General features: G+C 42.3%; 7 protein-coding genes. 4 read left to right on the plus strand and 3 right to left on the minus strand.

All coding sequences use genetic code 11. The annotated features are described in order from the left end of the window. The 4 genes from sprA to Q7J63_RS00440 form a co-directional block, all read left to right on the plus strand. Nucleotides 1-6662 (plus strand): cell surface protein SprA (gene sprA, locus Q7J63_RS00425; RefSeq protein ID WP_304883516.1); only part of this gene is annotated, 6662 nt, incomplete at its 5' end. Between the two features lie 54 nt (nt 6663-6716). Then, nucleotides 6717-7094 carry a glycine cleavage system protein GcvH gene (gene gcvH, locus Q7J63_RS00430; protein ID WP_304883517.1) on the plus strand — a complete coding sequence of 126 codons (378 nt, stop codon included), beginning with the start codon at nt 6717-6719 and terminating at the stop codon, nt 7092-7094. A 51-nt stretch (nt 7095-7145) separates the two neighbouring features. Continuing rightward, nucleotides 7146-7481, plus strand: a complete 336-nt coding sequence (locus Q7J63_RS00435) for a VanZ family protein (RefSeq protein WP_304883559.1) — start codon at nt 7146-7148, stop codon at nt 7479-7481. Between the two features lie 71 nt (nt 7482-7552). Next, complete coding sequence (locus Q7J63_RS00440) at nt 7553-8227, plus strand: energy transducer TonB (RefSeq protein WP_304883518.1); 675 nt, start codon at nt 7553-7555, stop codon at nt 8225-8227. A 237-nt stretch (nt 8228-8464) separates the two neighbouring features. On the opposite strand, the gene Q7J63_RS00445 is transcribed toward Q7J63_RS00440, so the two are convergent. Genes Q7J63_RS00445 through Q7J63_RS00455 form a run of 3 tightly spaced genes read right to left on the minus strand, consistent with a single transcriptional unit; the run spans nt 8465 to nt 13808 of the window. Further along, nucleotides 8465-9343 (minus strand): YicC/YloC family endoribonuclease, encoded by an 879-nt coding sequence (locus Q7J63_RS00445; RefSeq protein ID WP_019597915.1) that lies wholly within the window; start codon nt 9341-9343, stop codon nt 8465-8467. A 19-nt stretch (nt 9344-9362) separates the two neighbouring features. Then, nucleotides 9363-12734: a biopolymer transporter Tol gene (locus Q7J63_RS00450; RefSeq protein WP_304883519.1), complete on the minus strand. Its 3372-nt coding sequence runs from the start codon at nt 12732-12734 to the stop codon at nt 9363-9365. A gap of 21 nt (nt 12735-12755) precedes the next feature. Continuing rightward, nucleotides 12756-13808, minus strand: coding sequence for an FAD-binding oxidoreductase (locus Q7J63_RS00455; RefSeq protein ID WP_304883520.1), 1053 nt, complete (start codon nt 13806-13808; stop codon nt 12756-12758). Between the last annotated feature and the right edge of the window lie 23 nt (nt 13809-13831).

Below are 13831 nucleotides of genomic sequence, written 5' to 3' on the forward strand. Positions count from 1 at the left end.
TTATCCCCCCTATTACGGTAAGCCCTACTTTTGACCGGATTTTTGGGGGAAGTGAGATCAACATTACCCCCACCGGCTATGTCAACTTGGATCTAGGTGCAATCTTTCGAAGAATAGACAATCCCTCGATACCCATCCGACAACAACAGAATGGCGGGTTCAATTTCGACCAACAGATCCAAATGAGTGTGAATGGAACTTTGGGTCAAAAGATGAAGCTGGGCGCCAATTTTGACTCAAACAATTCTTTTGATTTTCAAAATCAACTCAAGGTAGAATACACAGGGTTTCAGGAAGACATCATCAAAAGCATCGAAATCGGAAATGTCAGCATGCCGATCCAAAACAGCTTGATTCAAGGTGCACAAAATCTTTTCGGTGTCAAAACACAGCTCCAATTCGGGAAATTGATGGTTACAGGCGTTGCTTCTACCCAAAGGGGAAGAAGGGATGAACTGGTCATCGAAGGAGGAGGTCAGGGGAGAAATTTTGAGATCCAAGGCTCCGATTATGATGAAAATCGGCATTTCTTTCTGGGACATTTTTTCAGGGAAAATTACGAAAGATGGTTGAGAGGTTTGCCTCAGATTCTTTCAGGGGTAAATGTCACCAGAGTGGAAGTTTACATCATGAACCGGGCAAACAACACCGAAACCCTCCGGAACTTTGCCGCATTTATAGATCTTGGAGAAGGCCAACGGGTTTTCAAGCCAGGAAACCCCAATGTTGGACCGGGATCTCCCGGAGCCCCTGCAGGAAACGCGGCCAACCTTCTCTATGCCAACCTCAACGGTAATCCCTCCTTCAGACCCTTTGATACTGGATCAAATGCAATAGAAAACGCTCTTGGACTAGTGAAAGGAGTTGATTTTGAGCAGATCAATGGTTCGAGAAAGTTGGCTCCCACCGAATTTATTTTCAATCGGGAACTTGGATATATTTCATTGTCTAGGAAGCTCCAAAATGATGAAGTACTTGCCGTTTCCTATGAATACACCTTCAATGGCAATGTTTTCAAGGTTGGTGAATTATCGGAAGACTATCAAAACAGGCCCGAAAATGAGATCATTTTCATGAAACTCCTAAGGCCCGCAAGGATCAATACCAGGATTCCAACTTGGGACCTGATGATGAAAAATATATACAACCTGAATGCAGCCCAAATAAAGCAAGACGGTTTCCAACTCCAGATCATCTATCGGGATGACCGGACGGGATTGGACAATCCCAGCTTGTTGGAAGGTGCGAATTTAAAAAATCAGCCCTTAATCCGATTGACAGGTTTGGATAACCTGAATCCCCAGAATGACCCTTCCCCTGACGGAAATTTCGATTTCATTCCGGGGGTCACTATTTTCCCAGACAGGGGTTATTTGGTTTTCCCTGTTTTGGAACCCTTCGGGAAAACCTTGGAAAAACTCTTTCTCCCCAATGAAGCGGTGCTGCAAGACAAATATGTCTATGATACCCTTTACCGAACCACCCAAGCGGATGCGGAATTGGTCACCAGACTCAACAAATTTTTCTTAAAAGGAAGGCTCAACGCCGGTTCCTCCTCTGAGATACTCCTCCCAGGTCTGAATATTTCTCCCGGATCCGTCATCGTCATGGCAGGAAACATCCCCCTTACCGAAGGGGTTGATTTCACCATCGATTACAACATCGGAAGGGTCAATATCATCAATGAAGGGATTTTACAATCTGGAAAAAGAATTTCCATCAGTTTTGAAAAGGCCGATTTGGTTTCTTTTCAGACCAGGAGTCTTTTGGGCACCAGAATCGATTATTTGCACAGTGACAAATTCAACGTGGGAGGCACTTTCCTTTTCCTCAACGAAAGACCCAATATCACCAGAATAGCGACAGGAAGCGAGACTTTGAGAAACAGTATGTGGGGCTTGGATGCCAATTTCAGCGACGAGTCAAGGTTTTTGACGAAATTTGCTGATGCATTGCCTTTCACCAACACCAAGGAAGAATCCCTGGTGCAAATCAGCGGTGAATTCGCACAACTCCTTCCGGGAACATCAAACAAGGTTAATGGAGAGGCTGCATCCTATATCGATGACTTTGAATCTGCCATTATCCCATCCAACTTGGGTGGTGCTGCTGCCCAGACTTGGAAGTTGGCGGCTACGCCCAAAACCGAGAATGATGCTTTTGATTTGAGCCTGATGACCGAAGACAAACTCGGAAACGCCTACAAAAGGGCTCGGGTCGCTTGGTACAATATCGACAACATCTTCTATAGGGAACAAGGCCAAGGTGTCCCTTCCAACATCAGCAGGGTAGACCGAAGCAATCATTATGTGAGGAGAGTTATCCCCCAAGAAATTTTCCCCAGAAGGGATCGTGATGTAATCGTGGTACCAGAGCCACTTTTCGAATTGGCCTATTTCCCTGCTGAAAGAGGAATGTACAATTACAATCCAGCACTTACGCCCGATGGACTTCTCCCAGATCCAAAAAGCAATTATGGTGGTGTCACCCGAGCCATTACAACGGAAGTGGATTTTGACAGGACAAATATTGAATACTTGGAATTTTGGTTGCTGGATCCATTCATCCAAGGAGAAAATGGCCGGGTGCTGGATGGGGTTTTTAATCAGAACAACACCACTGGAGGAAAGCTAAGATTCAACTTGGGGGATATTTCTGAAGACATTATCAAGGATGGAAGACACGGTTTTGAAAACGGTCTTCCCGTAGATGGAGATCCGAACCAGACGACAATGACCGAATGGGGTAGGATTACGAGACAACAATTTCTCATTCCTGCTTTCGACAACTCTCCTACGGCAAGGGCAAACCAGGATGTAGGTCTTGATGGTCTCAAAAGTGAAGATGAAGTTGCTTTTTTCAGGGACCGATTCCTCAATCGACTGAATGTCAACCCTCCTGCACTTGCCCGGATTTTAGAAGACGTATCTTCCGATAATTTTCAATATTATCTGGATGAAACATTTGACCGAAGTGACACCAAAATCTTGGAAAGATACAAGAAATTCAACGGGATGGAGGGAAACACCCCTATCACCTCCAATGTCAATTTGCCCTATATCCCTTCTGGCTCCAATCTTCCCGATAATGAAGATTTGAACAATGACAATACCATCAACGAACTTGAAAATTATTATGAGTATGAAATTGACCTAAAACCCAATGAATTGGAAGTAGGGAGCAATTACATTGTAGATAAGGTTACGAGCAATCAAAGCGGTGATGAAGTTTCTTGGTATTTGTTTAGAATCCCTGTAAGGACTCCGGATAGAACAGAAGGAGATATCAGCGGCTTTAAATCCATTCGGTTTATGAGAACTTATTTGACCGGATTTGAACAACCTGTTGTGCTCAGGATGGCGAATTTTCGACTGGTAGGTTCCCAATGGAGGGTATTCCAAGAATCGCTTTTTGAACGTGGCTTTTTTGAAGTTCCGGAACCTGACAATTCAAATTTGACTGTGGGTGTGGTGAACATTGAAGAAAACAGCCAGGGAAGCCCCACCCAGAGCCCCTACGTGCTGCCTCCGGGAATCACCCGAGACAGAGACAACCTGTCCACAGTGGAAAGACAGCTCAATGAGCAATCCCTCAAACTTTGTGTGGAAGATTTGCAGGCCCGAGATGCCCGAGCAGTGTTCAAAAACATGAATGGTCTGGACATGGTCCAATTCAAAAGATTGAAGATGTTTTTTCATGCAGACAGTGAGGATGCACGCGATGGCGAGCTTACAGCATTTTTGAGAATCGGCACAGATTACACGGACAATTACTACGAAATAGAAGTTCCATTATTGATCACTCCGAAAGGAACGAGGGATCCAAGTCAGATTTGGCCTCTTGAAAATGAAATCGATGTGGCGATCAGCGAAATCGTGGGGGTAAAAGTAGCAAGAGACAATCAACGGGTTCCTTTGAACCTCGCCTTTAGCCAAGACATTCGTCAATACAAGGTTACAGTCGTCGGTAGGCCAGAATTGAGTATGATTCAGGGCATGATGATTGGAATCAGAAATCCTGGGAACAGCGGAACCGCGGCAAGATCTGTTTGTCTTTGGGCAAATGAATTGCGCGTCACTGGATTCAACGAGTCCTCAGGCTGGGCAGCCAATGCCATATTGAATGCAAAAATTGCAGATGTAGCTGTCATTTCGACTTCCATCAGACACAACGCAATAGGTTTTGGAGGATTGGAAACCCGCTTGTCACAAAGGGCAAGACAGGCGAGCACCCAATATGATATTTCAGCCAACATCAATGTGGACAAATTGCTACCGGAAGCCCTGAACGTGAATATCCCCATGTATGTCAGCTTTGAAAATGCTTCCATCAGGCCAGAATTTGACCCCTTGAATCCAGATGTGCCTTTTGAAGTGGCCTTAGGGAAATTCAGCACCGACTCAGAAAGGGAATTTTATAGAAAACAGGTCGTAGATCAGGTAAAAAGAAAAAATATCGGTTTTACCAATGTCAGGAAAAACAAGAACCCTGAAAAGGAAAAAACACATGTTTATGATTTGAGCAATTTCTCCTTTTCGTATGCTTATGGCTCGGTAAAACAAAGCAACATCAATACCGAGAGCTACAATTATGAGACATACGTGGGAAATGTCAGCTATAATTACCAGCCCAAACCATTGGTTTTTGAGCCATTCAAGAATTCCGAAAAACTCAGTGGAAAACATCTAAAACTAATCAAAGATATAAATTTCAATTTCTCCCCCACCCTGTTCACTGCCCGACTGGACTTGGACCGGCGTTTTATGCGTACCCAGTACAGAAATGACCAATTGGGAATTGAGGGTGTGGATCCATTCTTCCAAAAAAGCTTCTTCCTGAATCGATCCTACAACCTGAATTGGGATCTTACCAAAAACCTCCGTGTGGATTTCATGAGCAGAGTCCTATCAGTGATCGATGAGCCTGAAGGAGACCTCGATTCGGAGGTGAAAAGGGATTCCCTAAGGACCAACATCAGAAACTTGGGAAGAACCACCAATTATACCCATCAATTGATGATGAACTACACCCTGCCTTTGGACAAGGTCCCAAGTCTGGATTGGATTAGGGCAGACATGCGATATTCGGCAAATTATTCATGGCTGACTGGTGCCATTGGACAAAAAGACACTTTGGGGAATGTGATCCAAAACACCAGGGACCGAGCCTTCAACGGCAAACTGGATTTTGTCAGGTTGTATAACAAAAGCGCCAAGCTAAAGGCCTTGAGTGCACCAAGGCGGCCAAGCATCCCCGGAAGAACCACTATCAATGCACAAGACACCATAGGCACTCCATTCACGAATAAACTTTTGAAATTGCTGACGATGGTCAAGGATATAAATTTTAGGTATTCCATCATTGAGGGCACATTCCTGCCCGGATATATGGAAAACACAAATTTGCTTGGATTGGACAGGAGCTTTATGAATCCAGGTCTAGGATTTATTACCGGAAGCCAAAATCCAAATATTCGGTTTGACTTGGCCAATCAAGGCCTAATGGCACCAAGTGCCGAAATGACCCAATTGTTCCGACAGAACCAATCCAAAAACCTTCAAATCAATGCTTTGGCAAGTCCTATTCGTGATTTCAACATTACCCTAGAGGCTAGAAAAAGGGAAAACGGGGAATACAGCGAAATTTTCAGAAATTCTGAACAAATTCCGGGAGAGTTCGGATCGCTCAGTCCAAATAGAATGGGCTCCTACAGCATTACCTATTCGATGATGCGCACTACATTTGCCAGAGATGACCAGAACAACAACTCTCCTTTATTCACGAATTTTGAAGGGTACAGATCTATCATCCAATCCAGACTCAATACCCAAAACCCTGGGGGAGAATATTCGATAAATGGTCAGGATGTGTTGGCCCTTTCCTTTCTTGCCGCTTATGGTGGCCGAGATCCCGAGTCATTGGAGCTAAACCCTTTCCCCAAAATCCCCTTGCCAAATTGGAGGCTGGATTATAAGGGACTTTCCCAAATCCCTGCCCTGCGTGAGTATTTTTCAAGTATCAATATTACACATGGGTATGCCTCAACGTTTGAAGTAAGTAATTTTTCAAACTCACTTCTATATCAGAAAGGTTTGGAATTGTACAACAATATCCAGAGCATCCCAGGGGCTTCCCTCACCAATGAATTCGGTCAATATATCCCCATTTTCATCCTCAATCAAGTGATCCTTACCGAGCGATTTGCACCACTGGTAGGTGTCAATTTCTTGACGAAAACGAGATTGAACATTTCGATGGAATACAATTCTGAAAGAAATATTGGATTGAATTTCTCCAATGCTCAGGTGACGGAACAAAAAAGCCGGGACTTTGGGTTTGATCTCGGATACACCAAAGCTGGGGTGAAGATCCCTTTCAAAATCCAAGGAAGACAAGAGGTCCTCAACAACGACCTTCAAATCAGAATCAACACCCGGGTAGTCGATACCCAACAAGTCCAAAGAAAAATAGGTGAAGAAAGTACCGTCACCAATGGCAACATCAACATTCAAATTCGTCCCACTATCGGTTATGTCATCAATCAAAATCTCAATATCCAATTGTATTTTGACAGAACCATCAACGATCCAAGGGTTACCACCGCCTTTAGGAGAAGTTCTACCGCTTTTGGTGGGCAATTAAGATTTAATTTATCGCAATAGGTTTTATCATTTGGTTAAACCTCGTATTTTTGAACTCCTTAATTAAAAACAAATATGGATTTTCCTGAAGAATTAAAGTACACAAAAGACCACGAGTGGGTAAGATTTGAAAATGGAATTGCTACGATTGGCATAACCGAATTTGCCCAGAAAGAATTGGGAGATATCGTTTATGTTGAGGTGGAAACTGTCGGCGAAAACATTGCTTCCGGTGAAGTGTTTGGAACAGTAGAAGCGGTTAAAACAGTCTCCGATCTTTTCATGCCCCTCTCTGGAGAAATCATTGAATTCAATGAAGAATTAGAATCATCCCCTGAATTGGTCAATGAATCCCCTTACTCCTCCGGCTGGATGATCAAAGTGAAGTTTGAAGGAGAAATCCCATCTGATCTTTTGTCTGTAGAAGAATACACCGAATTGATCGGCGCCTAATTGGTTTTGTTAAAATTCAGATTCATTCCTGCGGTATTGTGGCTGCTACTTATGTGCGTGGCTTTGTTTACCCCTGGTGACAACCTCCCCTCAACACCCTTGTTTCCACAAAAAGACAAAGTCGTCCACTTTCTGATATTTGGGATGTTGACATTTCTTTGGAGTAGGGTGGGGACTTTGGATGCAAGGAAAAAGTTAAAAAAACTGAATTTTTTTACTAATTACTTAGTCTTTGGAATAATTCTTGCTATCTTACTAGAGTATTTGCAAAAGTATGTACCCAACAGATCTTTTGATCTTTGGGACATTGCCGCCAACATCATTGGAGGAACCATTGGCGTAATTTGTTTTTATATTTTATACAAGAGGGATTCCAAACTTGTATAAATAAAAATAAATGGCTAAAATTGTTAACTTTAAATTGTAATCAGATAATAACCATTATAAAGCGTAAATCAATGGAAGCTAAAAAAACACCAGCGGCTGATTTGACCAAAAGAACAGGAATGTTCATGAATTTTGGTCTGGCCATAAGTGTCGGATTGGTTCTATTTGCTTTCGAATACAAATCCTATGACAGGGGTGATTTGAAAGACTTAGGACAAGTAGCCGATACTTTTGAAGAACTATTGGATATTCCTATTACAGAACAGCCACCACCACCTCCGCCACCAATTGAGCAGCCAATCATTCAAGAAATCCCCGATGAGGTAGAAATCGAAGAGAAAATTGAGGTTAATTTTGATTTGGATGTAAAAGAGGATATGGTTATCAAAGAGGTAATCATCGCAGATGCTCCAGTTGTGGAAAAAGCAGATGAGATCTTTGATGTTGTGGAAAACGCCCCAATGCCTCCAGGAGGTATGGAAGGTTGGAATCAATACCTTAGCAAAAACTTAAAATACCCAACCCAAGCGAGACGTATGGGGATTGAAGGCACCGTATATGTGGTATTCGTAGTCAATACGGATGGATCTATTCAAGATGCCGCAATACTTAGAGGTATCGGTGGGGGTTGTGATGAAGAAGCTCTTAGAGTAGTTGCCAACGCACCCAAATGGGAGCCTGGAAAGCAAAGAGGACGCCCGGTTAGAGTAAGGATGAGACTTCCTATTCGATTCAAACTAGGTTAATCATACCAACAGCACATAAAAAAAGGACCATAAGGGTCCTTTTTTTATGTGCTGTTTTTTTCGCTGTTTCTTCCCGAAATAGGCATTGGGTTTCCTGTTGGAGTTGAACTGGTAAATAATCAGACTATTGACAAAACAAAACGTCTTACCGATATGGTGAAGTCAATAACAGGAAACAACTGAATGATTATTAATCAATTTCATCCTCAAAAAGAATTGGCAATGCGTCACACGGTTTCAAAGGATATTCAAAGCTTGTTCCTTGATTTTTTCCAATTCATCTTTCATGACAATGACATGTTTTTGGATGCTTGCATCATTGGCTTTTGACCCGATGGTGTTGATTTCCCGCCCGATTTCCTGACTGATGAAACCAAGCTTTTTACCTTGATTGAATTCATCTTCCAGATTTTTCTCAAAGTAATCAAGATGTGTTCCGAGTCTGACAATTTCCTCGGTAATATCAACTTTTTCAAAATAGTAGATCAATTCCTGCTCGAACCTATTGGCGTCAAAACTATTTTCCTCCAACCATTCCTTAAAATTGTTTTTGATCCTGTCTCTGATTCTTGATTTTCGAATGGGGTCTTCAATAATGATCCGATCCAATCCCTGTCTTATCACACCTAGATTCTCCTTGAACTTGCGACCCAACACTTCACCCTCATCCTCTCTAAAGGCATTGCAATGCTCAAGTGCTTCGATCAATACGTTTTTCACTGCCTCCCATTCTTCTACTCCGGATGTCTTTTCCACTACATTGGAGATGACACTGGGAGATTGCAGGGCTAGTTTGAAAAGATCTGGCGAATCAGCGCCTACATGCAAGGCAAGCGACTGATATTTCTGATAAAATGAATGGAAAAGGTCTTCGTTGATACTTACGGGCAGTTCCGCTCCTTTCTTATTGGCAAAATCAATGGATATATTCACTTTTCCCCTTTCCAAGACCCCGCTTACAAGGTTACGGATATCAAATTCCTTTTCGGAAAATTGTCTTGGACTGCGAATGGAAAGGTCAAGGAATTTAGAGTTTAAGGTTTTTACCTCCACACTAACGATGAAATTATCATCTTCAAAACCTGCCAGACCATAGCCTGTCATGGATTTTATCATATTTAAAGAAAATTTGGGATTAGAAATTATACCCTAAGGTAACATAAAATTTAAGATCTTTATTTTGGTAGTTTCTTACGGGTCGGGCCAGATCAAATTTCACATAATAATTCAACAATACCGTCCTTAATCCAGCTCCATAACTTTGAAGCCAAGGATTGTTGAAATTGTTGAGTGTGATCACAAATGGGGAACCATTGGTATTGATGACTTCGGTGTTTTGGTCATTCACCTTTTCCCAAGGTGCGGCATCATCCCAGGATGATCCTGCATCATAAAAAGCCACCATTTGGAAATTTTTAATGAAGTTGGAGGTAATATTCCCCCGTGACAAATAGGAGAATAATGGGAATCTTAGCTCCGCTGTGAAGGTAACCATGTTCCTGCCCCGTATTTCATCATAATCATACCCTCTCAAATCAACGAATTCCGCAAAAAGTATATTGGAATTCTCAAACCCTCCTTCATTTCTAACTGGGGATTGTTCCGGTCGATTCGTGGGTGGTCTATAAAATTGATTGAACAACCAATTATTCATACCTCCCAAAAGATAGGATTGTGGGTTTTTGCCAAAAAAGGATCCTGCATAAAGCCGGGTGGCAAAGGTGATGTTTTTATGTATTTTTTGATAATTCCTGAAATCAAGATAAATATTGGAAAAGGACCTTTCCCCATTGTTCAATCCCTGGTAGTGGACAGCTCCAATCTTTCCTTTCATACCCTGCTGCATGTATAAACCCAATTGCTGTGTTTTGTCTATGACAAATTCAGCTTTTCCTCCAGCATAATTGACATTAAAATTGTTTTGATCGGGCTGGACGCCTCTCAGGATAGAGTCTGTATTAAGATTGAAATATTGTGTTTTGGCAACAAATGGCGATAGGCTAAACCTACTGTGAACAGTCAAGGGGTAAGAAACGACTATTTCTGTTTTGGTGAGCGCATATTTTTGGAAAGTAAGGTCTCCTTCCGAAATCTGAATGGTCTTCCTATCAAACCTTCCTCTAAAATCAATTCTATGTTTGAGGTATTCGTATTCAAAATAAATATCAGCTCCGGATCTAAAATCCAAGGTAGTCATCAAGCCACCCTGAAAAGAATGATTGTCTAGTAAATCCGTCATCTTTCCATTCAAACTGATGCCAAAACCCCGAAGGGGATCCACAACAAAAAACGTTTTGAGGCTACTGGTGATGAATTGTGGGGTCATATTTCTAGGTCCAACCACTTGTTTTTGCATTCCTTGTTTCCGGAAATTGTCAAGAAGGCTGCTGCGGGATGCTGAAATCATCGATTGCCGCTGCTGGTTCATCGTCAGGTCTGGGATCGTATCGAAAACATAATTTTCGGTATCTATTCCGCCCTTCCTTTGAAATTGCAACCTGTCAGTATTGATCCTTCCGGTAAGCTTTTCGGTAGTCGGAATTGTATCCGAAAGCACTGGCACAATATTGCTTCGAGAAAAACCCTCCACCCTTAAATCCTCAATATTTTGGTTAACAAGGGTATCCCGGATAAAGGCATCGCGAGTTCGGTCATTTTCCCCTCTAAAAGGGGCCGTTTTAATGGAATCAGGTTGTTCTGCCCTTCTCGCCGCGATTCTCTCATTCAGGCTTTTGGCTTGCGACAGTTGGATTCTTGGGGTACTGGGAGTGAATTGATCTGTATTGGAAAAGGCCTCCACCACCAATTTGCTCTGGTTTCCATCCCTGTAGGAATAGGCTACCCTATTAAGCTTGGAAGAATAGTCAAAACTTTCCAGACTTTTGTTGAAAGCAGATACTTGACTGGAAATCCCATTGGAAATACTCAAGCGCATCAGGTTCGTGATCCCACTTTGGTCACTTAAATGCAAAATATTGTTCCCATTCATCACCCTAGGGCGGGTATTCTGGTTGTTGACATTTGTCAACTTAGTGGTGACCAAGGTATCCCCAAGATCGATTTTGAAAATGTTGAAATAATCAGGCAATATTTTCACATCCGGCGATTTGGTCAAAACCGAATCTGGCAAATCAGTGAAATTGGACACATATATAATCGTAGAATCATTCAAAAAAATCGGTGAAAGATTGTCAAAAAAATCGTTGGTAATCCTTCTGCCCTGCCCTCTTACATTCAGTGAAAATATATCTGTTTTTCCATTGGAGATGGCGGAAAGAACCATATTTCTCCCTGTGGAATTGAAGTCCAAGCTCAGAATCTGGGTGATATTCCTAAGAAATATTTTGTCTTGGGAAGATCCATCAATGGCCCTTGACCTCAAGGTGGTTGTTCCTCTTTTGAAAGTTGCAATGGCTAAATTTAAGGTGTCCTTCCAGGCAATGACCGGAGTGGTAAGGTTTACAGGTTGATCGATGGACACCGACCCACCGGAGTAAATCGTCCTTTCCCTGCCTGTTGAAATTTCTCTTACCTGAACTTTGAATTTCCCACCACTATTGACCACATATGCTAGGTTTTTGGCGTCTGGGCTAAATTTAATATCATTGATTCCTCCAAGAACTGATGAGGAAGTGGATGCGATTTGGTTCGCCGTGGGAATGTCCTTAAAATTGGTCAAAACCTGTTGGTTACTCCCAACATAAAACTGACGCCACTGATCCATAAAGGCATTATAATTGACCCCTATGGTATTTGCAATACTGTTTTCTTCGTTTCTGTTTATCCTACTCAGATTAAGAACGCTCGAAATATATCTTCTGCCGTATTTCTCCACAATGAAATTCCAGACCGATTGACCGACTAAAACCGCCTCTTTTTCTTGAAGTCTATGGAGCCTCGCCTTCTTATCTTCTCTAAAATAATGACGTACATAATCATCCATCTCCCTGCTCCAACCGTGTGCAAGGTACATGGCAGCACCTTCGATATACCATTCAGGGAAACTGTTGATTAAATTGGACTGAAATGCATCGGCAATGGTAGAACCATAAAGCATTTCCTCAATGATCACTTTGGAAGTGCCATAGATCAAGTCTTTTTTGAAGGCTTCCCAATTACCTGGAAAAGCCACTTCTGCCAGCAATCTGCTAAAAAATGTCTGTCCATCTATAGTGTACTCGTCTTTGTTCAAATTCAGATTACTCTGGAGCAATTCCTCAGGGGAATTGTAGATGAAAATTTTGGGCTTGGTATATGCCACATAGCCGATCAATTGGGTGAGCCGGTCAAACTCTCCCTCCAGATAATCGATGGCCATCTTGGCATTGGCCATACCCCCTCCATAATAATAAACTTCAAAGTTATTTGAGCTGTACAGGTACCAATCCATTTCCTTGTGCTGGATCCTGTTCTTCCCAAACCTTTCCTTATCAAATTGCGCATGGAGCACATTTGACCCCAGGAGCATTCCCAGCGTAAAGACAATGAATAAAATGTTTTTCTTCATTCGATGACGTCAACTTAGATCTTAAATATAATTAAAAAAACGACTAATATCCACCTCTTTTTCAGGTCGATTGCCATGAATCAGCAATTCCACCATCATTTTACTGTAGTATGGTACCAAAGAAACACCCTTGGGCCCAAAACCGTTGAAAATATAAACGCTTTCATATTCAGGATGTTTACCCAAAATTGGTTTTCTATCTCGGGTAGTGGGCCGAATGCCAGTTTTATGATGAATTACCCTTTTTCCTTCCACCAAAATCAATTTGTCGGATTTTTCGAAAAGCTCGATTTTGGCGCCTTCAGTAGGCCCATAATCGGTATCGCTCCAGCTGTATGTCGACCCCAGCCTAATCGATCCATCAGGCAAAACCACCCGAAATACGCCCCTATTGATGATTTCCTGTGGCTTAAAATCCTGTTGAATATCCAAAATCTCCCCCTTTACCGGCACAAAGGGAAGAGTTTCGAAAAACTTGCTTTCCATTGCCCCTAAACCATTACAATAGACAATGGCTTTTGCTTTGATATTGCCATAGCGAATACATTCGGGATCGAGTTGCAATTGCTTCTCTTCAAAAACACCTTCAATCAGAGCCGCTTTGTTTTTCAGGTAGGTAGAATAGTGGTCCAACAAGGTATTGATGTCCAAGTAACCGGTCATCTTCAGCAAAATCCCTCCGTAGGGGTCATTCACTTCGGAATATAGCCCTTGGATTTGAATCCTTTCCAGATAGGGCTCGAATTCGACATCTCCGCTTTTGCCCATCCACTCGTTTTGTTCCTCGACACTTAAGAAAGGAATGTAAATTGGCTTTTCGTGTAACAAAACTGTACCCAATTCCTCTTCGAGGGAAGAATATAACGGCTCAATTTCAGGGAACAAAAGATCGGCATTCCAAGTTTTCACCAGTCTCCTTCCAGTTATTGGATTATAAAGTCCCGCTGCTACCCGACTACTTTTATTGCCTTCCGGCAGATCAATGACAAGGACGGATTTACCCTCTTTCAACAGCCGATACGACAAAACCGTACCCGCCAATCCCTGACCAATGAGTAAAAAATCTACTTCCATGTCCAAAAATAAATTCTTTATTC

This window comes from Rhodonellum sp. (assembly GCF_030656585.1).
GTDB classification, from domain to species: Bacteria; Bacteroidota; Bacteroidia; order Cytophagales; family Cyclobacteriaceae; genus Rhodonellum; species Rhodonellum psychrophilum.

Excerpts from the sequence above, each read along its gene's own strand:
- Q7J63_RS00435 (WP_304883559.1), top strand. The coding sequence starts at position 7,146 with ATGTGCGTGGCTTTGTTTACCCCTGGTGACAACCTCCCCTCAACACCC.
- Q7J63_RS00440 (WP_304883518.1), top strand. The coding sequence starts at position 7,553 with ATGGAAGCTAAAAAAACACCAGCGGCTGATTTGACCAAAAGAACAGGA.
- Q7J63_RS00450 (WP_304883519.1), bottom strand. The coding sequence starts at position 12,734 with ATGAAGAAAAACATTTTATTCATTGTCTTTACGCTGGGAATGCTCCTG.
- gcvH (WP_304883517.1), top strand. The coding sequence starts at position 6,717 with ATGGATTTTCCTGAAGAATTAAAGTACACAAAAGACCACGAGTGGGTA.
- Q7J63_RS00445 (WP_019597915.1), bottom strand. The coding sequence starts at position 9,343 with ATGATAAAATCCATGACAGGCTATGGTCTGGCAGGTTTTGAAGATGAT.
- Q7J63_RS00455 (WP_304883520.1), bottom strand. The coding sequence starts at position 13,808 with ATGGAAGTAGATTTTTTACTCATTGGTCAGGGATTGGCGGGTACGGTT.